Source organism: Olivibacter domesticus (assembly GCF_900109575.1).
GTDB lineage: Bacteria > Bacteroidota > Bacteroidia > Sphingobacteriales > Sphingobacteriaceae > Olivibacter > Olivibacter domesticus.
Genome location: NZ_FOAF01000002.1, coordinates 712,785 through 735,052, shown reverse-complemented (window position 1 = coordinate 735,052; position 22,268 = coordinate 712,785). Strand labels below are relative to the sequence as shown.

At 38.7% G+C, this 22,268-nt stretch carries 15 protein-coding genes; all 15 read left to right on the top strand.

The window, feature by feature from the left end; translation table 11 throughout:
- Positions 1 to 348 precede the first annotated feature (348 nt).
- The 15 genes from BMY50_RS13570 (at position 349) to BMY50_RS13490 (ending at position 22,265) form a co-directional block, all read left to right on the top strand.
- Complete coding sequence (locus BMY50_RS13570) at positions 349 to 1,590, top strand: PQQ-dependent sugar dehydrogenase (RefSeq protein WP_093325252.1); 1,242 nt, start codon at positions 349 to 351, stop codon at positions 1,588 to 1,590.
- 657 nt (positions 1,591 to 2,247) lie between these two features.
- Positions 2,248 to 4,743 carry an outer membrane beta-barrel protein gene (locus tag BMY50_RS13555; RefSeq protein WP_093325244.1) on the top strand — a complete coding sequence of 832 codons (2,496 nt, stop codon included), beginning with the start codon at positions 2,248 to 2,250 and terminating at the stop codon, positions 4,741 to 4,743.
- A gap of 207 nt (positions 4,744 to 4,950) precedes the next feature.
- Entirely contained in the window at positions 4,951 to 5,508 is a 558-nt protein-coding gene (locus tag BMY50_RS13550) for a hypothetical protein (protein WP_238383762.1), read from the top strand.
- 195 nt (positions 5,509 to 5,703) lie between these two features.
- Complete coding sequence (locus BMY50_RS13545) at positions 5,704 to 6,627, top strand: AraC family transcriptional regulator (protein ID WP_093325239.1); 924 nt, start codon at positions 5,704 to 5,706, stop codon at positions 6,625 to 6,627.
- A 469-nt stretch (positions 6,628 to 7,096) separates the two neighbouring features.
- Positions 7,097 to 7,858, top strand: coding sequence for a class I SAM-dependent methyltransferase (locus tag BMY50_RS13540; protein ID WP_093325236.1), 762 nt, complete (start codon positions 7,097 to 7,099; stop codon positions 7,856 to 7,858).
- A gap of 234 nt (positions 7,859 to 8,092) precedes the next feature.
- A complete protein-coding gene (locus tag BMY50_RS13535; RefSeq protein WP_093325233.1) occupies positions 8,093 to 9,499 on the top strand; it encodes a sulfatase family protein in 1,407 nt (468 codons plus the stop codon).
- A gap of 3 nt (positions 9,500 to 9,502) precedes the next feature.
- Complete coding sequence (locus tag BMY50_RS13530) at positions 9,503 to 11,197, top strand: sulfatase family protein (RefSeq protein ID WP_093325231.1); 1,695 nt, start codon at positions 9,503 to 9,505, stop codon at positions 11,195 to 11,197.
- 136 nt (positions 11,198 to 11,333) lie between these two features.
- A complete protein-coding gene (gene metN, locus BMY50_RS13525; RefSeq protein WP_093325228.1) occupies positions 11,334 to 12,368 on the top strand; it encodes a methionine ABC transporter ATP-binding protein MetN in 1,035 nt (344 codons plus the stop codon).
- On the top strand, positions 12,361 to 13,017 hold the full coding sequence (metI, locus tag BMY50_RS13520; protein WP_093325225.1) for a methionine ABC transporter permease MetI: 657 nt from the start codon (positions 12,361 to 12,363) through the stop codon (positions 13,015 to 13,017). The genes metN and metI overlap by 8 nt, the downstream gene beginning before the upstream one ends.
- Before the next feature lie 11 nt (positions 13,018 to 13,028).
- Entirely contained in the window at positions 13,029 to 13,847 is an 819-nt protein-coding gene (metQ, locus tag BMY50_RS13515) for a methionine ABC transporter substrate-binding lipoprotein MetQ (protein WP_093325223.1), read from the top strand.
- 387 nt (positions 13,848 to 14,234) lie between these two features.
- Complete coding sequence (locus tag BMY50_RS13510; RefSeq protein WP_093325221.1) at positions 14,235 to 17,291, top strand: SusC/RagA family TonB-linked outer membrane protein; 3,057 nt, start codon at positions 14,235 to 14,237, stop codon at positions 17,289 to 17,291.
- An 11-nt stretch (positions 17,292 to 17,302) separates the two neighbouring features.
- The gene (locus BMY50_RS13505; protein WP_202907836.1) at positions 17,303 to 18,637 is read left to right on the top strand and encodes a RagB/SusD family nutrient uptake outer membrane protein; all 1,335 of its coding nucleotides are present in this window, start codon (positions 17,303 to 17,305) and stop codon (positions 18,635 to 18,637) included.
- A gap of 24 nt (positions 18,638 to 18,661) precedes the next feature.
- Positions 18,662 to 20,023, top strand: coding sequence for a hypothetical protein (locus BMY50_RS13500; protein ID WP_093325215.1), 1,362 nt, complete (start codon positions 18,662 to 18,664; stop codon positions 20,021 to 20,023).
- A 15-nt stretch (positions 20,024 to 20,038) separates the two neighbouring features.
- A complete protein-coding gene (locus BMY50_RS13495) occupies positions 20,039 to 21,673 on the top strand; it encodes a hypothetical protein (RefSeq protein ID WP_202907835.1) in 1,635 nt (544 codons plus the stop codon).
- Between the two features lie 31 nt (positions 21,674 to 21,704).
- Positions 21,705 to 22,265, top strand: coding sequence for a c-type cytochrome (locus tag BMY50_RS13490; RefSeq protein ID WP_093325854.1), 561 nt, complete (start codon positions 21,705 to 21,707; stop codon positions 22,263 to 22,265).
- Positions 22,266 to 22,268: the final 3 nt, after the last annotated feature.

Genomic DNA, 22,268 nt, shown 5'->3' with positions numbered 1-22,268 from the left:
ATCCATAGATGGAATCATCTAAAAGACTGTGCCGTTGTTGTAATATGCTTATTTTTAATTGTTTATTATTTTTTTATGTGAAATAACTGTTCGTTTTCGAACAAAAAGCGTGCGCTTTCGAACGACCCATTTAGTTCCTTTCAATGCTTTACGTGTTGAATAAAATCCCCTCTCGGTACATTGTTTCATATTTTGTAAGCAAGGTCGTTTAATTGTATGAAAAAAGATGGAATTTGATCTGAGATGGATGATTTATTGAAAGATATTTTAGCGGGTAGAAGGAAATGGACTGTTTAATTGATCAAGTAAATAAAAATCTATAGTTTTATAATCTCAAAAACGTATTTTATGTCAAACAACTTTAGCTTATTTGGAATAGTATCAGGATTAGCAATCGTAATGGCCTCCTGCAATACATCAGCAAATAAAAACGATCATGTTGCAGCAACAGACACCGCCCAATTAAAACCTGTAGAAACTGAAGCTGCGAACAGTGACTATAAACCTGCATTCGCTGGGCAAACTCGTATTGCCGGAGTAAAGACGACGACAGCTTATGAGACTACCGTGTTGAATAAAAAGTTGAATCACCCCTGGGGAATTACCAGCTTGCCGGATGGAAGATTTCTTATTACGGAAAAGGAAGGTACAATGCGTATCGCCGATAAAGAGGGTACATTGGGTGAACCCATCACTGGATTGCCAGAGGTGGATGCCAGAGGTCAGGGTGGCTTGTTAGGGTTAACCGTTGATCCTGATTTTTCAAGCAATAGAATGATTTATTGGTCATTTTCTCAGCCACTGGATGGCAAGAATCTCACTGCTGTTGCTAAGGGTAAACTGTCGCAAGATGAGAAAAAAATTGAACAGGCACAGGTCATTTACCAAGCTACACCTGCTTTTGATAGCAAATTGCATTATGGCTCGCGAATCTTAATTGATAAAAGTGGCAATATTATATTTAGTACGGGCGAACGTTCTGATTTGGAAACAAGACCGCAAGCACAAGATTTAAAATCGGGCTTGGGTAAGGTGATCCGCATTACAAAAGATGGAAAACCCGCACCTGGAAACCCATTTGAAAATAATGCCGATGCAAGACCGGAGATTTATTCTTACGGACATAGAAACGTACAAGGTTTAGCCATTCATCCGGTTACGGGAGATCTTTGGGAAACTGAATTTGGCCCAAGAGGTGGGGATGAAGTAAATCGGATTCAACCAGGAAAGAATTATGGTTGGCCAACTATAACATATGGAATTGAATACAGTGGTAAGAAAGTAGGGGATAGTATTCAGCAAAAAGAAGGACTGGAACAACCTGTTTACTACTACGATCCGGTAATTTCGCCGAGTGGGATAACTTTTTATAAAAGTGATGTTATTCCCGAATGGAAAAATAATCTATTTATAGCGGCACTTAGCGGTGTACATATCGCACGGTTGGTTATTGAAGATAATAAAGTAGTAGGAGAAGAAAGGCTGCTGTCGGAACAGGCACAACGTTTTAGAGACGTTTGTGAAGGTCCAGATGGTGCACTTTATGCCATTACGGATTCGGGATGGCTGTTCCGAATAGGAAAAAAATAAGTTAATTATCATAACAAAGGCCCTAATCTCAAATAAGGGCCTTTGTTTTAACTTATATTTAGACTTGGGGCAAATAAAGTTTATCCGACTTTTTCATTCTTTCAAAAGAATTCACCCAAGCACGAAGCACATATTGTACATTGACAAGGTGCAACTTTTCCGCAGCAGATTTTCGGTCTTGAATTTCCAAATTTATAAAGGCCTGGTTATTATTTGGAATTATTCTAAATAAATGTATATTTGCCACAACACATTGCAAACGCAACCGAATTCACAATCTAGTTTACATGTAAACGAAAAAACAGTATTGAATTTTTATTAAAAAAGAGCTGTACAGTTGCGACCTGCACAGCTCATCCCAAACGATGTTGGGGTACTTCTAAATCACTTTATCATTTAAAAGCAAATGCAAATTAACAAATTTTTGCCAGTCGGCATGTTCTGTGCCATCACATTTTTTTTCCATGCTCGAACAACAGCGCGCTCAAATGTCAAAGACCTTTTGATAACTGGGTGGCTGGAATCTGAAAAAGCTGCTTCTATCCAATTATTAATTACGCAATTTGTGGGTATAAGTGCAGATCAAAACTGTTGTGAAATAACAGCTGTTTGCGGAGAGATAGTATTCAAATTGTTTTATGCTCAAACGGAAAGCTTATGTATCTGTTAGAACGTTTTCGCCCGGTATCGACTTTTTCATTGTTCAGACTATTAAAAAAAATAATATTAATCGGTGTCTGTTTTTGCATACATATTGCCCATGCACAACAAGGGAAGGTGTTGGGGAAGTTATTGACCGCTGAAGGGGAAATTGGGATTGAATTTGCCAGTGTTGCATTACTTACTGTAACCGAAAGAAATACGGTAAAAGGAACATTTACCGATGTAACCGGTGATTTCTCTTTTGAGCAGATAAAACCAGGTGAGTACATCTTACGGGCTAGCATGGTAGGATTTAAATCGTATGAAAGTGATGTACTAAAACTCAATCTAAATGGGTCGCCGATTAACTTGGGTAACATTCTGCTGATTGCAGACGCACAGCAGCTACAGGAGGTAACGATCACATCCCAGAAGCCATTAATTGAACAAAAGTTGGACCGTACAATAATGAATGTCGAGAATAGTGTATTGTCGGAGGGAAGTACTGCCTTGGAACTTCTGGAGAAAGCGCCAGGGGTAGCGGTTGATGATGAAGGTAATGTAAGTCTCAAAGGACGATCGGGCGCTACTGTTATGTTAAATGGCAAATTAACCTATCTCTCGGGGGCAGAACTTACTAATTTGTTAAAGGGAACCAATTCGAACGCGGTTTCCAGCATAGAAATAATGAGTAACCCTTCTGCAAAATATGACGCTGCAGGAAATGCCGGTATTGTGAATATTGTATTGAAAAAAAATGTAAAAACGGGTCTTAATGGATCCTTTACTGTTAATGGGGGAAGCAGTAGAAACGAACGTTACGGAAGTGGAGGAAGTTTAAACTATCGGGGTGAAAAAGTGAATATTTATGGTAATTATAACTATGGATTCCGAGGGGAAACCGAATATTTAGACTTCACCAGGCGTTTTTATGATGGAAACTTTATGCCGGATCAGCCTCCCAAGCGGACCTCCTATCAGCACACCAATACTAATGAGCCATTACATACGCACAATTTCAGGACGGGAGTAGATTTTTTTTTGAATGAGCGAAATACACTTGGTATGTTGATAAATGGCAATCTTGGAAAATATACACATGATAGTAAGACAAGCAACTCGATGATAGATCAAGAGACGGGTATTCCACTATGGAATGCCACAAGTTCCAATTACGATAAGCAAAAATGGGAAAGTATAACCTATAACCTAAACTATGTACATCGCTTCAAGCGGGAGGGGCAGCATTTATCGGCAGATATAGACTATTCATCAAATTCATTTACTTCTAACCTGAATTTAGATACACGCTATTTAAATGATGTTGGAGAGCCGCTTGGAGATTTTTCTTCGCGCAGAGGATACGTACCCTCCTTAACTGATGTTTATGTGGCTAAATTGGATTATGTACAGCCTCTTACCCGCGAGGCCAAAATAGAGTTAGGTGGAAAGAGTAGCTATGTGAAAGCAGATAATAATTTGCGATATGATACCCTTTATAACAATACTTGGGTGCCCGATAATCTATCTAGTAATCATTTTAATTATACAGAATATATACATGCAGCCTATGTTAATCTACATGCAGAATGGGGAAAAGTTAGTTTGCAGGTTGGGCTGCGGGGAGAATATACCAAAACACGTGGTCATCAAATAACCACAGATTCGCTCGTTAACCGGAATTACTTTCAGCTTTTTCCGAGCTTCTTTCTGACAAGGAAATTGGACGAAGAACAGCAGTTGCAGCTTGCTTACAGCAGGCGAATAGAAAGACCTGATTATGGCGATCTTAACCCTTTTAGGATGTTTAGAGATCCGTTTCTTTATTATGAAGGTAATCCTTTTTTGAAACCTGAACTCACTCATACTTTACAGTTAAGCCATACTTTTAAAAGTAACTATATAACAGCCATTAGTTATAATCGTACAACGGATGTGATGAATTGGTTAATGCGGCAAAATGATGCTACGAACACTACCTATCAAAGTCCGCAGAATCTTAGTCGCTTTATTAACTATGGGATCAGTTTTACAGCAATGACGGAGCTAACTCCATGGTGGACGGGGAGTCATTTTGGCAATGTTTTTCGAAATATCTATGAAGGTCATCCAGATGGAGGCGATTTCACGAACAGTATTACCAGCTTTTCGTTGAATAGTCAGAATACCTTTAAAATCGCCAAAACAATCAGTGCCGAGTTAAGCGGTTTTTATGAATCAAAAACAGTCTATGGTATTTCTCGAGGGCGACCTTATTATGCGATTAATACAGGGATACAGAAACAGGTACTCGATAATAAAGCCACACTGAAACTCATGGTGAATGATATCTTCCAAACAAGACAATTCAGGCGTACTGCACGATATGAAAATATTGATATGTATACACATATACGTTTAGATAGTCGCATGGCTATGCTGTCTTTTACTTATAGGTTTGGAAAGCAAGGATTAAAGAGTAGAGAGCGTAAAACGGGAAGTGAAGATATACAAAACCGAGTAGGTGGTTAGTGATGATGTATTTAGACTTATAATGTAAAGAACCGAAAAATTGGTTCTACAATCCGCAGTTTTGGAATTGATGGCCTCTGTTTGCCAAGTTACCTTTGAATTGTCAAAATGAATACAAGGAATGGCACATGGCATCACTAATGCAGAGAGAAGTCAATTTCAACTTCTAATTATTAACAATGAATATATTTTACATTAAACTTTAACATGATGAAAACTGCAATTAAACTGAGTACTTTTATAATAGCTGCTTTAACGTTTGTTACTTTTTCTGCTAAAGCTCAGGACAGAGAGGGGATACGCTTGAGTGTTGGGCCAGAAGTAGGTTTACCTATTGGAGATTTTGGAGATTTCTATGATTGGAGCATTGGAGGTTCTCTTCAAGCTGATTTTCCAATACTTAATAACGATTTATTTGTAACTGTTAACGCTGGGTATAATAACTTTTTCGCAAAAGATATTAACGGCATTTCCGGCCAAGACCTACAATTGATTCCGGTAAAAGCGGGATTAAAATATTTTCCAATAAGTAATTTTTATGTACAAGGCGAAGCAGGAGCTTCCTTCTTAACTAATAAAGATGATATCGGCGCTACAAAATCGGCTGCATTTGTTTATGCTCCGCAGGTGGGGTATTTATTCCATGTTGGTGGTAAAAACTATCTTGATGCGGGTATTCGTTTTGAAGGGAATAGCAAATTTACCGATCAAGGTAGTAGTAATAATTTCTTAGGATTAAGAATTGCCTACGGATTTGGGCTGTAAATTTGAATAATAATTTTAGTGATCAGTGCCGTGCTTTATTTCGAAGCCTGTCTTAACAATAAGGCAGGCTTTTTTATTACTCGTAATGATTAAATTCCCTTGTTTATGACGTTTCACTAGCATTAATATGAGATTCAGTTTACGATTCTATAAAAGGATATGCTTTTATTGCAAGCCTAAATACAATTGATTTATATGGGCGGTACATTACGTAAATTAGCAGTTATAGATGATAAGGGACTTCACGCTGTTTCTACTATAATAGAAAAGCAAGCATATTTTACTCAGCCTGTTATTGAAGAAAATTTTACGGTGGTTTATCATAAAAACCAGCCGATACCTGAATTTACTTCATTGGATGACCATTTTGTATTAGCGATTAGTTTTAATCGTACCGGTCTCTTGGTTACGAACGATTTCTCCCTTAAGCTCGTGGCTAATAGTCTTTATCTAATTAAGCCCACATCCATAGATGTTGTTAAAGATTTGTCTGAAAATTTTGGATGTTGTTTGATTATCTTCAGGAAGGGTTTTCTTTCTAAGGAGTTGATGCAAGAACCTTTTATCGAAAGTTTAATGTGGACTAATTTAGATGAACCAGCCGCTTGTAAACCAGATAAAAGAGGGTTTTCTGTTATACGTAATTTGTTTAAGCGATTAGTTTATGAATATCGACGAGATCAACTTTTTCGCGATAAGATGCTAAAACTATTATTTGTTGAACTGCTTTTTGAAATTAGTCGTAACAGTACTTATGTCTCTGTACGGACGATTGCCCCGCCATCGCATCAACAGCTTATGGTGAATAAATTTAAAAAATTGATTGATGAACATTTTTTAACAAAACGTACTGTTCAGGGATATGCCGACAGTTTGTTTATTACCGCAAAACATTTAAGTGAAGTGGTGAAAGAATATACCGGAATGACGGCCTTGGATTTGATTCATAAGCGATTGTTTCAGGAGGCCAGGCATTGGCTTTCCACACCCGGCTTAAGCGTGAAAGAGATAGCAGGTAAACTTAATTTTGATACAAGCTCACATTTTAGTCGGTTTTTTAAACATATTGCCGGTTACAGTCCGACTGAGTTTCAACGAATGTACGGTGTACTGGCATAGCGAATAATATCCGTTTGAACATTTAATCAAGCAGCGCAATTGTGTCGTAAATGTGGTTACCCTGCAAAATAGCTCATTACGTATTTTAGCTTATCATGAAGCATACGCTTCTTAAAAGAAATAATTAATGATTGCATTATTATAGAATTTATTACCTTTGCTTTACTATGAAGCAGAGCAGTTTCACATATTTCCCTAATACAATAGTCTAAGGCCTATACAGGATCGACTATTTATGCCACTAAACCTTGTGGCATGTTTTATCATACATCATATTTTTTAACTTTTAAGACTTCTTTTTCATAAGAAATAGTTTTTTATCGCTAACCGTCTTATTGTGCAAAGTCGACTTAAGTATAAATTAACATGATTATTCCAGAATAGCAGATAAAACAAGGTTAGTTCGAGAGAAAGACAGATTTGAATAGCAAGAGGAGACTCTTAATTGAATAAGTAATTTTAAGAAAGAATGGAACAAGAAATAATTGAGACCATAATCGATTTTTTTAAGAATAATGAACGGCAAGGTCCCGGAAGTAATGATGCAACAATAAGGGCTTTAAATTTTGTTGATGATTACGAGAACTTTAAGAATATATTGGATGTCGGTTGTGGTACGGGGTCACAAACATTTGCGCTTGCCCAAAAAACCAATGCCAACATTTTTGCAGTTGATCTATTGCCTGGTTTTTTGAAGGTATTAGATGAAAGGGCTACTTCATCGGGTCTTCAAGATAGAATTACCACACGTGAGGCTAATATGGATAACCTTCCGTTTGATAGCGAAACCTTCAATATGATTTGGAGCGAAGGAGCAATCTATCATATTGGTTTTGAAAAAGGACTATTGCAATGGAATAGATTTTTGAAGGAAGGCGGGTATTTAGTTGTTTCCGAATTATCATGGATTACCAATCGGCGACCGCAAGAAGTAACGGATTATTGGATGTTAAACTATCCTGAAATTGATTTGATTTCAAATAAAATGAAAACAATTGAACAGAGTGGTTATTTGCCAATAGGATGTTTTACGTTACCGAGCAGCGCTTGGGACAACTATTATCACCCCGTGATAAAAAAAGTGGCATCGAGTATAGGAAAGCAATCGAATGATTCTCCGATGGCATCTTTTCTCGATCGTGTTGTTGAAGAAATATTCATTTATCAGAAATACGGTAGATTTTATAATTATGCGTTCTACATTATGAAGAAACCGTATGGATCTTATTAAAGTTATTTACTTATTAAGGATTAGTTGGATAGCGACTGGATAGTGTAATTGATTCATTTTCAATGTCTAATGCTTCAATTGGTATAATTGTGTTTGTGATAATTAATAAAGTCTATGGAAAAAGTAGATTTTTTGTTAAAAAACACCAAAATGTCAATATATTTGATGCGTATAGATCGTTTCTTAATGGTATTGTCATGTTCTTTTAGAAACGCACTGAATTAAGCATATAAAATGAAATATTATACTTATTTATTTATAGTAGGGTTAGTGTCGTTATTTGAACTAATATTTTCAATTGTGCAGGCCCAAGATGTTCAAAAGCAACAAAAGCCAAATTTTATCATAATTTTTACAGATGATCAAGGCTATGGCGATTTAGGGATCTATGGAAACCCAACAATAAAAACACCAAACATTGACAAGATGGCCATTGAGGGGCAGAAATGGACTAATTTTTACGTTGCTGCTAATGTATGCACACCTTCTAGGGCGGGGCTACTAACTGGACGATTACCGATTAGAAGCGGTATGCAGGGAGATAGTGCGCGTGTTCTCTTTCCACATTCTAAGGGAGGACTTCCGTCTACTGAAATTACGATTGCGAAATTATTAAAGCAACAGGACTATCAAACAGCCATTGTAGGTAAATGGCATTTAGGTAGTTTGCCTCAATATTTACCTACAAGGCATGGTTTTGACTATTATTATGGCCTCCCTTATAGTAATGATATGGATAAAGTAGATTCCATTCCTTACGTCAAAGCGATTACGAAGCCGAAGAATGAATATTTTCGGGTACCCTTAATGCGTAATGAGGAAATTATTGAGCGCCCCGTGGTGCAAAATACACTAACGGAGCGTTATACAATTGAGGCAGTTAATTATATTAAGTCTCATCAGAAAACACCTTTTTTTCTATACTTCGCACATTCCATGCCACATGTACCGCTATTTCCAAATGAGCGATTTAAAGGAAAAAGTGCGAGAGGAACTTATGGAGATGTTATTGAAGAAATAGATTGGAGTGTGGGAGTGCTGTTAAATACATTGAAGGAAACAGGCTTAGATAAAAATACCTATGTAATATTTATAACAGATAATGGCCCCTGGAAATTATTTAAGGAGCTAGGAGGCTCTTCTGGTCCATTATATGGAGCAAAGGGTAATAGTTATGAAGGAGGAGTCAGGGTGCCGGCAATTTTTTGGGCACCGGGGTCTGTTGAACCTGGTCAAATTGCAGAATTAGGAAGTAGCTTGGATATCTTACCTACAATTGCCAGTCTGTCTCATGCAGCGCTTCCTAAGGATCGTATTTACGATGGATATGATTTGACGGAGGTTTTGAAAGGTCTTACATCAAAAAGCCCAAGAAATGAAATGTTTTATTATCACGCCTCTAAACTGGTGGCCGTGAGGCAAGGCGCTTATAAATTAAGTTTCTATCGTAATAATGAGATTGGCTATCCAGATCAACTGACGAAATTAGAAAAGCCACAACTATTTAATTTAAATGAAGATATTGGCGAATGTTATGATATCGCTGGAAAGCATTTGGATATAGTGCAAGCGCTTGAAGAATTAGCACTACAGCATCAAAAAACTATCATACCTACTGAAAGTCAGCTCGATAAATATTGACCCATGAACAAATATATAGCTGCCCTATTTTTTTTTGTAACAGGTATTTGTTCTTTGTGGGCGCAGGAGACGCCTCAGAGGCCAAATATTATCTGGATTACCTGCGAGGATATATCACCATTTATCAGTGCGTATGGAGATCGTGTTGTGAAAACACCTAATATTGATCAATTAGCAGCTGAGGGTGTAAGGTTTACGAAGATGTATACGACAGCCGGCGTTTGTGCACCAAGTCGATCATCTATTATCACTGGAATGTATCCAATAGCTATTGGTACGCAACATATGCGAACTCGGGCTATAAGCGCCCAATATATACGTAAAGGTATTCCCAATTATTCAGCAGTGATACCTGCCTACGTAAAATGTTTCCCGGAATACCTGCGTGAAGTAGGCTATTATACTACGAACAATGAAAAGCAAGACTATCAATTTGACGCACCGGTAACGGTGTGGGATGAAAATGGAGCAACAGCCAGCTATGAAAATAGATCAGGAGAGCAGCCTTTTTTTAGTATCTACAATTTTTTTGCAACGCACGAATCACAACTTTTTTCTCGGAAGGATAGTTTATTAGTCGATCCAGCTAGTGTCTACGTGCCCCCATTTTACAAAGATACACCTACTACCAGAAGAGATATCGCACGTTTATTGTCAAATATTCAACTAATGGATAAACAGGTGGGTGAGTTGATAACAAAATTGAAGGCAGATAGAGTCTACGAAAACAGTTATATCTTTTTTTATAGCGACCACGGTGGCAGTCTCCCTTGGATGAAACGTGAATTGTTGGAAAGAGGTACGCATATTCCTTTCATTATTCGTTTTCCCAAAGGAGCAAATGGTGGCACGGTAGATCACCGTTTGCTGAGTAGTATTGATTTTGCGCCTACCGTACTGTCACTCACAGGAGCGCCGATTCCCGACTATTTACAAGGGCATGCTTTCCTTGGGCAAAAGAATGGCCAGTTTGCGCATTCCTATGTTTTTTCTGCGCGCGATAGGATGGATGAATTATATGATCGGGTGCGAGCAGTAAGGGACCACAAATTTAGATATGTTCGGAATTTAATGCCACAAAAGCCGTCCTATCAGGATCTTATATACCGTAAAAGTGTTCCGATGATGCAGGAGATGATAAAACTAAAGGAGAAAGGAGAATTGGATAAATATCAAGCAGCTTGGTTTAAATCACCTAAAGATACCGAGGAGCTGTATGATGTAGAAAAGGATCCGAACGAGCTGAACAACTTAGCAGCAGATGACCATTATGCTAATAAGCTGACAGAATTGAGAAAAGCAATGGATAAATGGATAGAAGATGTAGGGGATATGTCTGAACTATCGGAAAAAGAAATGGTATCAAAGTGGTGGGATGGGGAAGACCATCCTCCAATTACTGCTAAACCTGAAATTATCGTTTTAAAAGAGGGCATTAAACTGTCTTGTGCCACCGAAGGTGCTTCTATTGGATATCGTGTTGGAAAAGAGATAGAAATCAGCCGTAAGCGACCTATCCTTACTTGGGACAGTGGATTTGTTTCTGGGAGGCTGAAAGAAGGCACGCTTATAGATGTAGAAAGTCCTTGGAGTGTTTATAAGGGAGCGCTTATTAAACTTGTAAAAGGAGAGCGGTTGCAAGTGCAGGCCATGCGGATTGGGTTTATGCCAAATATAGTTGAATACGTAAAACCTTAATCGCGTTAATGCGCTTAAAAGCCTATTAGTTTGTAGATTTTTAACTTTTGTTCTACATTTGCCTCTCTAATTCATTAGCAGGCTGATAATTAATAAGGAATTAATAAAGAGATGCAGGTAGACGTGCTGCTCAAGTATGATTGAACTAAAAAATTTAAGTAAGGTATTTTATAAAAAAAATATCGAAATTCATGCACTTTCGGACATTAACCTGACCGTTGCGGAAGGGTGTGTGTATGGGATAATTGGTTCATCGGGCGCAGGTAAAAGCACCTTAATCAGGTGCATCAATTTATTGGAGCGGCCAACTTCTGGCGAGGTACTCTTAAATGGCGTGAATCTAACACTTTTGACACCAAGTGCACTGGCGAAAGTTAGAAGGCAAATGGGAATGATTTTCCAACATTTTAATCTACTTTCTTCTAGAACAGTTTTTGGGAATGTTGCTTTCCCACTCGAATTAATCAATGCTCCAAAACAGACCATCCAGAAGAAGGTATTAGAACTACTGGAGCTGGTTGGGCTAAGTAATAAGAAAGACGATTATCCCGCTAATTTATCTGGAGGGCAGAAGCAGCGGGTAGCTATTGCAAGGGCATTGGCAAGCGATCCGGAAGTGTTATTATGTGATGAAGCTACCAGTGCATTGGATCCCGCCACAACCAGATCTATTTTAGAGCTGCTTAAAGATATAAATAAGCGGTTAAATATTACGGTTGTACTGATTACGCACGAAATGGAAGTGGTGAAAGCGATATGTGACGAGGTAGCGGTAATTGCAGATGGAAAGATAATAGAGCAAGGGGAAGTAAGTGATATTTTTTCAAATGCGAAAAGCGAATTAACACAGCAATTTATTAATTCATCTATGCATGTTGATATTGCCCATGATTACTTAAACCGCTTGGTGCAGGCATCTGATGAAACTAAGAAAGATCTTTTAGTGAAACTACATTTCGATGGAGCTAGCACCAATGAACCGGTATTGTCTGCGGCCGTAAAATTATTTAACATTGATTACGAAATTATAAATGCAAAAATGGATACTTTAGGTAAGGCGCAGGTGGGTGTTATGCTCATGAAGTTTAATGGCGAAGTGAATAAAATATCGGAAGCAATGGATTACTTCAAAGATAAAAAAGTAGAGGTAGAGATAATAGGATATGTCTGATGCTATGTTGTGGATGTTGCTGCGAGGCACGTGGGAAACAATTGTAATGACTTTTGTTTCAGGTTTTTTTGGCTTCTGTTTGGGCCTGCCAGTGGGTGTACTCCTTTTTATGACACGAGACGGACAAATGCTTGCTAATAAGACAGTTAATAGAACGGTTGCCGTGCTTGTAAATGCCTTTCGATCAGTACCTTTTATCATTCTTATTGTGTGGATGATTCCCTTTACTCGCTTAGTGGTGGGTACCTCTATTGGAGTGGGAGCTGCGTTAGTCCCATTAAGTATTGGTGCAGCTCCATTTGTTGCTAGAATGGTTGAAAATTGTTTGTTGGAAATACCTCACGGATTGATTGAAGCTGCCCGAGCAATGGGTGCAAAGCCATTGCAAGTGGTTAACAAAGTGCTCTTGCCAGAGGCATTACCTGCTATCATTAATAGTGCATCGATTACCTTGATAACACTCGTGGGTTACTCTGCCATGGGAGGTGCTGTTGGTGCCGGAGGCTTAGGCCATATTGGTTATCAATATGGCTATGTGGGTTACGATGCACTGATAATGAATGTGGTGCTTATTTTACTGGTAGCACTGGTTTTTATCATCCAGTTTTTAGGAGATTATATTTCAAAACAGGTAGATCACAGAAAATAAAAGATATTCACATGAATAAAATAATGAAGATTTCGAAATTATTTGGTTTTGCGGCGACACTTATCGGACTTATGTCTTGTAGTGGAGGAAATAAGAATGATCCTAATCAAATTAAAGTAGGGGTGGAATCTGGACCTGAATATAGTTTGGCTGAAGCTGCACAAAAAGTGGCAAAAGAAAAGTACGGATTAGAGGTAGAACTCGTGCAGTTTAATGATTATGTGATGCCGAACGAAGCCCTTCATCAAAAGGATATAGATGTAAATGTTTTTCAGAATAAACCTTATTTAGATGTGCAGACGAAGCAAAGAGGATACGATTTCGCTATCGTTGGTAATACATTTGTTTATCCGCTTGCTGGTTATTCGAAAAAGATAAAACGATTGGATCAATTAAAAAATGAAGATACCATCATTATTCCGAATGATCCCACCAACGGAGGAAGGGCACTACTTTTATTACAGCGCGTTGGCTTATTGAAACTAAAAGATGGGGTCGGTTTATTACCAACAGTAAATGATATTGCCGAGAATCCAAAAAAAATACGCATTCTGGAATTGGAGGCCCCTCAATTACCACGGGCATTAGATGATAAGCAAGTTACAATTGCTGTTATCAATAATACATTTGCTGCTTCTGTTGGCTTAGTGGCCAAAAAAGACGGTATTTTTGTAGAGGACGAAAAATCACCTTACGTCAATATAATCGTTTCAAGAACTGATAATAAAAGCGAAGAGAAGGTAAAAACCTTTGTGAAGGCCTACCAGTCAGCTGAGGTGGAAGCTGTAGCTGAAAAGGTTTTTAAAGGTGGCGCGATTAAGGGATGGTAAATGTCTAATTACTGATCTAACGTACCTACCCATTGTCGTAAGGGAAGATTCCACTCGAATCTTCCCTTACCTGTTTTTATAATCCCTTAAAAGGCTTGAGTAGCTTTCCTAGAATTTTCTCTTATTCAATATTATTGCTTATAGTATACTAAATTTATAGACTTTATATTCTTTTATTAAAAAAATATTATACATTTGCTTGTAGATATCAACCTGTGGTTATTTAATCTAACGAATTAACAAAATGAAAAATAATGTCTCGATGTTAAATACTTGTCGATGTTGGTAGAGCAGAGATAATATAAGCATTTCTTTAGGATTTAAAAAGGTGATCGGTTTTCAATTGGCGTTGCGTCGATCATCAAAAAAGTAACTAAACTCAATTTTATGCAAAACAATCCAGGGAATGCACAAACTTTTGTGCATTCTTTTATTTTCTTCTTATTACTTTCCTGTCTAACTAATCAGCTATCTGCACAGGAAACTAAACCGCTTATTAATGCCACACTGAGTGGCCTCGTGCTTGATTCGCTAACCAAGGAACCGCTGCCAGGTGCGCTAGTTCAAATTGAAGGTGTTACCCACAGCGTTTCTACTGATGAAGCAGGTGCATTCAGTTTCATAACAGGACAAAAATTTCCGTTTACACTTATAATAAGCTACATCGGTTATGATAAAAAACGAATTGTTATTAACCATGATAAGGCCGAAATTTTATTAAAACCAGGCTTTAACCAATTAAATGATGTAGTCGTGGTAGGTTATACTACACAGCAGCGGAAAAATCTAATCGGATCAGTTACGAAGGTTAATCCGGCAGAAAGTAAGGATATCCCTGCTGGAGGTTTTGATGCGCAGCTACAAGGCAAAGTAGCGGGTGTTCAGATATCCAGTAATACGGGTGTTCCTGGTGAAGCTGTAAATATTAGATTAAGAGGCGCTACTTCCATTAATGCAAGTAACGATCCCTTGTATGTAGTAGATGGCGTATTTCTGAATACCAATAGTTTACAAACAGTCAATACAGGAGGGAAAGCAACTTCTCCTATCGCTGATATAAATCCAGCAGATATCGAAAGTATCGAGGTGTTGAAGGATGCAGAAGCAACGGCACTTTATGGTTCAAGGGGAGCCAATGGTGTCATAATTATTACTACAAAAAGAGGGAATTTCAATCAAAAAGCAAAAATTAACCTAAATGTATCGCAAGGTATCGCTAAAGCGGCAAAATTATGGGATTTAACAACAGGACCGGAGCATGCAGAATTGGTGAACGAATATTATCGAAATATTGGTCAGCCTGAACCTTTCCGTTCTGTAAATGAGGTTGTTAACGGTGTTTCTGGCCGAGGGCTGCCGTCAGAGCAGCAAACCTATGATCGTTTAGGTGAAGCCTTCCGGACCGCATCTCTTACCAATGCTGATCTTTCTGTTAGCGGGGGGGCGGCAGGAACACGTTATTATCTTGGTGGAGGCTATAATAAACAGGAATCAATTCTTAAACCAATAAGTTTTGATAGAGTCAGTTTTAAAGTAAATCTTGATCAAAAAATAAATGATCGGGTACAAATAGGGACGAGTAATACATTTGGTAGGACAGGGCGTAATCAAGCACGTGCCGGTGATGGACCGCAAGGTGGTTTACTGCAGGCAGCATTGCATACACCTACTTATCTTTCTCCTTACAATGATCAGGGCTTGTTAGTGGGTCGGGCAGGTTTTGACAATTTGACGCTGCTCTTGGAGAATTACGATGTCCATTCCACAAGCTTACGATATATTGGCAACCTATATGCTGATATAGAAATCTTACCGGAGTTAAAATTTCGTTCTACTTTCAGCCTAGACTATAATAACTATAATGAAGGGGAGTATTGGAATAATCAACTGATAGCAGGAAGCCCGAATGGACTGGCCACTTCTGCCATCGGGCAAGCTACCACATGGATTAATGAACAGACGTTAACCTATCGTAAAAGTTGGAATAACAAGCATGTTTTTGGGGTACTATTAGGAAATACTCTTCAAGGCTCCACGCTCGAAAGAACTTCTGCAACGGGAAGAGGTTTCGCTAGTAATGATTTTAAGCTGATTTCATCTGCTGCTACCAGTACAAGCAGTCAGGATTGGGAAAAGTATAATTTGGCTTCTTTCTTTGGTCGGATTGATTATGCCTTCGCCGATAAATATTTGTTGGATTTTTCCATAAGGGCAGATGGTTCCTCTCGTTTCGGTTCTGCAGATCCTTGGGGCTTCTTCCCAGCAGTTGGAGCAGCCTGGCGCGTTAAACAGGAAAGTTTCTTAAAAGACATCACTTTTATTGATGATCTGAAAATTAGAGCCAGCTATGGAAGTACTGGAAACCAAAATGGTATCGGTGCATTCGCAGCCCGTAGACTATGGTCTGGCGTGGGTTCTTCTTATCAAGGTATACCAGGTATCTCTCCGGAACAATTACCAAATCAACAGTTGCGGTGGGAACGAACAGATCAATTGAATATCGGTTTGGATGCCTCTTTGTTTAAAGAAGCATTAGACATTTCCTTCAATGTGTACCGTAAATACACAAAAGACGGTTTACTGCCGGTTACACTTGCGGCAACCACGGGTTTTGATAGCTATACCAGCAATGCCGCAGAAATAAGCAATAAGGGCTTTGAGCTTGCTATCAACAGCCGCAACATTAGAAAACAGCACTTTACTTGGCAAACCAGTTTTAATATTGCTAGAAATATCAATAAGATTGAAAAATTGGATAACCCACTGAACTATGGCAGTAGGGACCTTATTCTCTTTCAGGAGGGAAACCCATTATATTCCTTTTGGGTCTATCACCAGCTGTATGTGGATCCGCAAACAGGTGATGTGGTTTACGAGGATGTTAATAGCGACGGACGTATTACGACTGCTGATAGGAAAATTATGGGAAGTATTTGGCCGGATTTTTATGGAGGCCTAACCAACACAATTACTTATAAGGGATTTGATGCTGCTGCTTTTTTTGTGTTCTCTTATGGTAATGAAATTTATAATCACAATCGTTTTTTTGGTGAAGCTGGTGGAGCACGCGACGCGGCTCGGGTGATTTTTGCGTCTAATTTAGATCGATGGCAGCAACCGGGAGATATTACGGATGTTCCTCGAACAGATGGTGTGAACGTCAACAATTATAAGGATGGAGGCAGCAGGTGGCTGGAGGATGGGTCGTATTTACGCTTACGTTCTTTGACTATTGGTTATACGTTGCCAAAATCTGTTTCGGAGAAGCTACATCTTGAAAAACTGCGCTTTTATCTACAAGGGAATAACTTATTTACGTGGACAAATTACACAGGTCTAGATCCTGAAGCAGCTGCGAGCAGTTCGCCAAACGAGCAGGGAATTGATCTTGGAACCCCGCCGCAACCCAGAAGTTTCCAATTGGGAGTTAATGTAACCCTTTAAAATGTATGCTAATGAAAAGTTTAAAATATATATTGTTGGTTTCTTTTTGTATGACCTTGGTTTGCTGTAATAAATTTTTGGATGTGCAACCTAAGGCCTCTATTTCTGGTGAGAATATTATTGTGGATGAGACGTCTGCTAACGCCGCCCTCAATGGGGTATATAGTGCGTTGAGGACTTATTACAGTGTGGATTTTCAATCGATCGCTTACCTATCAGGCGATAATATTCAATGGACAGGTTCTCAATCGCAGGTACAGGAATTTATTAATCACCAGGTGAATGCAGAGAATGCGACTATTACCAGTGCCTGGAAGGGCATATATGTTGCTATAAATCGAGCTAATCAGGTTATTAAGAATGTAGAAGAATTAGGAGATGATGTGATTGCCGAATCTGTCCGAAATAGGATTTCAGGTGAAGCACATTTTATTCGGGCGTTGGCTTATTTCGATTTGGCACGTACTTGGGGAGGTGTTCCGCTCATTACACAGCCAACGCTGGAAGTAAAGGATAATACCGGCATTCCTCGTAGTACAGTAGAAGAAACTTACGAATTGGTATTAGCCGATCTCGATTTGGCGGAAAGTTTACTTCCCGAAACAACCAATCGATTTCAAGCCACACGTAAGACTGTTTGGGCTCTTAAAGCGCGTTACTATTTATATAACAAGAATTGGCATGAGGCGGAAAATTATGCGACACGTCTCATCAATGATAATGCAAATTATGAATTGTTAAAACCCTATTATGCATTTTTTGCTGACGGCGTAACAGGAACTCGTGAGTCTGTTTTTGAACTTTTTTATAATGCCAATGAGCTAAATCCTCATAGAGGACAGTGGCAACCTCAGCAGAACGGAGGAACCAGGCAATGGGCTCCTAACAATACTTTTGTGAACCTCGTGAATGATCCAGCCATTGGTGGTTCGCGTAGCGCCCTTGTGGCTAAAGATAATCAGAACCGCTGGTATGGCAATTTATACTATCGAAGTCCAGCAACTGACCCTACCTATGTGATCCGTATAGCTGAATTGTATTTCATCCGTGCTGAAGCAAGAGCTGAGCTGGGCTTATTGGAGGAAGCTCAAGCCGATTTGAATGCCGTAAGAAGTAGAGCGGGCATCGCCAATGTCACGACTTCAAGCCTGGCAGACTTGTTAATAGCAATTGAAAATGAGCGGCGGCTGGAGTTCGGTTTGGAAGCACATAGGTGGTTTGATTTGGTGCGTACTAATAGGGCAACAAGCGTTTTAAATATCACGGACCCAAATAAATTTCTCATGCCACTGCCTGCCGAGCAATTGCTAGTAGATGATACATTGGAGCAGAATCCTGGATACTAAAGTTAATATCTAATTTAAAAAACTATGGGAAATAGCGCCATTAATAAAGAAACAAGTTGGAAGAAACATGAAATGGTTCTTTTTCGTTTCTTTTTTGTGTACTTCATATTACAGGCGGTGCCGGTTGACTGGAAGTTTTATGAACGTTTGCACCGAATAAGTTGGTGGAGTGTTGATTTTAGCGATATTTTTAATATCAGTAGGTACACACGTCAAATTTTAAACAGTCCAACTACACCCGACTTCTGGGGGATAAACACTTTTTGGGATTGGGGTATTATGGCACTTATAGCCCTAGTAAGTGCCGCAGTTTGGTCTTTTATTGATAAACGACGAGAATATGCTCTCTTATATTATGTGTTGCGGGTTATCCTTCGCTACCGCCTTGCAATAGGTGTTATCGCATATGGTTTTATTAAATTGTTTCCTATGCAATCTCCTTATCCTTCTTTAAGCGAGCTAAATACAAACTATGGAGATTTGTCTGCATGGAAAATCTTCTCGCTTACGTTGGGTGTGGCACCTTCTTTTGAGATGTTTCTCGGTCTTGTGGAAATAACAGCGGGGTTATTGTTATTGCATAGAAAAACGGTGTTTTTGGCCTCTTTTATTATTTTGTGCTTCACAGGAAATGTGTTTCTTTCCAACCTAGCTTATGCGGGAGGTGAGGTGGTTTACAGTTTATATCTAATCCAGTTTGCACTCTTCTTGTTATGGTATGATGCGCCACGATTATTTCGTTTGCTTTCGCTCGAAAAACCAGCTTATCCAAACACATTTAAAATGCCTTATAAAAGAGATTGGCAGTCAAAGGCAAGACTCTTGTTAAAAAGCGCTTTTGTATTATTTTTTGTTTTACTATATGGAATAAAAACTTATGGTATATATAAGAAAGGTGGATACCAGTTTCCGTTAGAAAAAGGAGAACTTAAGGAGGGATTCTATCATGTTTCGAGCTTTATTTATAATGGACAAAACCTCGCCTTTAGTAAAAATGATCATGCGCGATGGCAAGATGTTGTGATAGAAAAATGGACTACCCTTAGCATAAAAACCGGACAGCAGGCTGATCCAATTACGAGTAATGTAGAAGTCATCCATTCGCGTGATGAAGAAAAAGATTATGAGTTTTCAGGAACAACTGGCCGACAGTATTATCGCTACCAACTCGATAAATCAAAGGAGAAATTGTTGTTAAAAACCTTGAATGGGGATAAAAATGAATCTTTTACATTAGATATTAACCAGCTAAATGATAGCACCATTTTATTGAAAGGGGTGAACGAAAAGAGAGATTCACTTCAGGTCGTACTAAAGCAAAATGATAAAAAATATTTGTTGGAAGAGGCTAAAAAGGGTGGTAGGAGAAGCGGTTTGGTATTATAGATATTTAAATCTTTTATGATGAACACGCACGTTGCACAACACACTCATCAAATGTTGAAAACAAATGGTGTAGAGAAAATAGATAATAAGGGAGAAAAAGAAGGTTGGACCGAAGTAGAAAAGGTGGCCTTCAGGATTGCGTTTATATTTTTCGTTATCATGTCCATTCCATGGAACTGGAGGTGGTATGCAGACTTATTTGCGATCGACTGGACCGGTTTGCATTATCGCGATCTCTACGATATTGCACGTTTTCAACCTTCGTTTCCACTATTAAGCCAATGGTTGCCAAATTTATATGGTTATGCTGATTGGATTGTCGTATTGTTCCTTGCAATTGTAGGGGCTGTCATCTGGTCAGTTGTTGATGGGAAAACGAAAAATTATAACAAGCTTTATTATTGGTTGTTAGTGATAACGAGATACAGAGCCGGGATCGGCATTATTGGTTTTGCTTTCACAAAAGTACTTCCCGTACAGATGCCTTATCCTTCTGAGGGATTATTGAACACAGACCTTGGCGATCTTACGCAACAGAAAATTTATTGGCTTTCTATTGGTATTGTACCCTGGTATCAGGTGTTTACAGGTTTGGTAGAGTTATTAGCAGGCACAATGCTTTTTTTTAGAAAAACAACATTTTATGGAGCAGCTTTGCTTATGGGCGCATTGGGAAGCATTACTTTTGTAAATTTTGCTTATGAAGGCGGTGTGCATATTTATGCTTCTTACTTTGTGCTCTATGGCCTATTTATTTTGAGCTATTATATTCCGCGCATTTATAAGCTAACGATTCTGGAACAATATACTGTGCCAATAAATTATTACCCTGCATTTGACAAGGCTTGGCTCTATATATTACGCTTTGGTCTAAAGGCTGGAGTTATCGTAGTTTTTTTGGGTGTTTTGCTTTATGTACAGTTACTTAATTTTTGGTACGATCCGTATAAACAACCTTCTTCTCCTGGTGTAGCTAAACTGAGAGGGTATTATGATGTGAAAGCCTTTTATCTTAACAACATATTGATTCCCTATAATCCGTATGATTCATTGCGATGGCAAGACCTAACTTTTGAAAAATGGACAACGATGACCTTTAAAGTGAATAAAGCGCAGCGGCTGGATCTGTCTAATGGAGGAGGAAATCCTATTCGGGATATTGACCGTACTTTCGAGGTAGCTGGAGTAGGGGGAGGTAGAAGAGTATATCATTACTATGCTGATACCATCGATAAGGTGCTTTATTTACAGGATAAAAATATAGCCACTGCTGGTGCTACGAAAGGAAGGCAGAGAGATGCGGAAGGTTATCCGAATAGATCCGAAAATCAACTAAATAGTAGAAGTGATAACTATCCAAAAGATTGGATAAATGAACAGGCTTGGCGTCATATAGGTAATGAAAACAACATGATAGATCCGCGAGGGGCTACCACTAGACGATCTAATGCATTTAAAGAATCACCGAAGGAAGTGATTAGAAAGAAAATGATGCTACACTATGAAACAAGCGATGATGGCGCGCTCGTAACCTTAAAAGGATTAAATGAAAACCGCGATTCTATCAAGGTTGAACTTGTACGCAAAGATCGCAAATATATATTAACCAGAAGTTCCTTGGATGCCGGACAGTATGGAAAAACTCATTAACCTACATATTCTTTTTTTTAGTCTTGTTCTGATGACAGCAACCGCGTGCCAATCGACAAATGAAGAAGAACAGGTAGAGAAGGAAGTAAAGGGGTTTGATGTACCAGTGCATCCAGACGATAAAAAGTGGCCTGCCCGTTTTGGTTTCGGAAATGAAGCAGATAGGTCGACTATTAAAAGGTTAGATATCAGTATTGCTCCAGATGGTACCGGTTTACCTGCTGGTAAAGGTTTTGCGGATCAAGGTGCGGTAATTTATAAGGTAAAGTGTGTTGCATGCCACGGCTCGAAAGGGTGGGAGGGGCCTTTTGATCAATTAGTAAGTGACGATTCATCTAAAGCGAAAACAATAGGTAATTATTGGCCGTATGCCACAACAGTTTTTGATTATATACGCCGTGCCATGCCTTATAATGCGCCAGGATCATTAAGTGACGAAGAAGTATACCAGTTAACGGCTTTTTTGCTATATGCTAATGGCATCGTAAAGATAAATGAAGAAATAAATGCCAAAACACTTCCAAAAATTGAAATGCCCGCAAAGAAGTTTTTTGTGGTTGATGATCGGAAAGGTGGCCATGAAGTCTACTAAATG

Excerpts from the sequence above, each read along its gene's own strand:
- BMY50_RS13550 (WP_238383762.1), top strand. The coding sequence starts at position 4,951 with ATGATGAAAACTGCAATTAAACTGAGTACTTTTATAATAGCTGCTTTA.
- BMY50_RS13540 (WP_093325236.1), top strand. The coding sequence starts at position 7,097 with ATGGAACAAGAAATAATTGAGACCATAATCGATTTTTTTAAGAATAAT.
- metI (WP_093325225.1), top strand. The coding sequence starts at position 12,361 with ATGTCTGATGCTATGTTGTGGATGTTGCTGCGAGGCACGTGGGAAACA.
- metN (WP_093325228.1), top strand. The coding sequence starts at position 11,334 with ATGATTGAACTAAAAAATTTAAGTAAGGTATTTTATAAAAAAAATATC.
- BMY50_RS13495 (WP_202907835.1), top strand. The coding sequence starts at position 20,039 with ATGATGAACACGCACGTTGCACAACACACTCATCAAATGTTGAAAACA.
- metQ (WP_093325223.1), top strand. The coding sequence starts at position 13,029 with ATGAATAAAATAATGAAGATTTCGAAATTATTTGGTTTTGCGGCGACA.
- BMY50_RS13535 (WP_093325233.1), top strand. The coding sequence starts at position 8,093 with ATGAAATATTATACTTATTTATTTATAGTAGGGTTAGTGTCGTTATTT.
- BMY50_RS13555 (WP_093325244.1), top strand. The coding sequence starts at position 2,248 with ATGTATCTGTTAGAACGTTTTCGCCCGGTATCGACTTTTTCATTGTTC.
- BMY50_RS13505 (WP_202907836.1), top strand. The coding sequence starts at position 17,303 with ATGAAAAGTTTAAAATATATATTGTTGGTTTCTTTTTGTATGACCTTG.
- BMY50_RS13510 (WP_093325221.1), top strand. The coding sequence starts at position 14,235 with ATGCAAAACAATCCAGGGAATGCACAAACTTTTGTGCATTCTTTTATT.
- BMY50_RS13500 (WP_093325215.1), top strand. The coding sequence starts at position 18,662 with ATGGGAAATAGCGCCATTAATAAAGAAACAAGTTGGAAGAAACATGAA.
- BMY50_RS13545 (WP_093325239.1), top strand. The coding sequence starts at position 5,704 with ATGGGCGGTACATTACGTAAATTAGCAGTTATAGATGATAAGGGACTT.
- BMY50_RS13570 (WP_093325252.1), top strand. The coding sequence starts at position 349 with ATGTCAAACAACTTTAGCTTATTTGGAATAGTATCAGGATTAGCAATC.
- BMY50_RS13530 (WP_093325231.1), top strand. The coding sequence starts at position 9,503 with ATGAACAAATATATAGCTGCCCTATTTTTTTTTGTAACAGGTATTTGT.
- BMY50_RS13490 (WP_093325854.1), top strand. The coding sequence starts at position 21,705 with ATGACAGCAACCGCGTGCCAATCGACAAATGAAGAAGAACAGGTAGAG.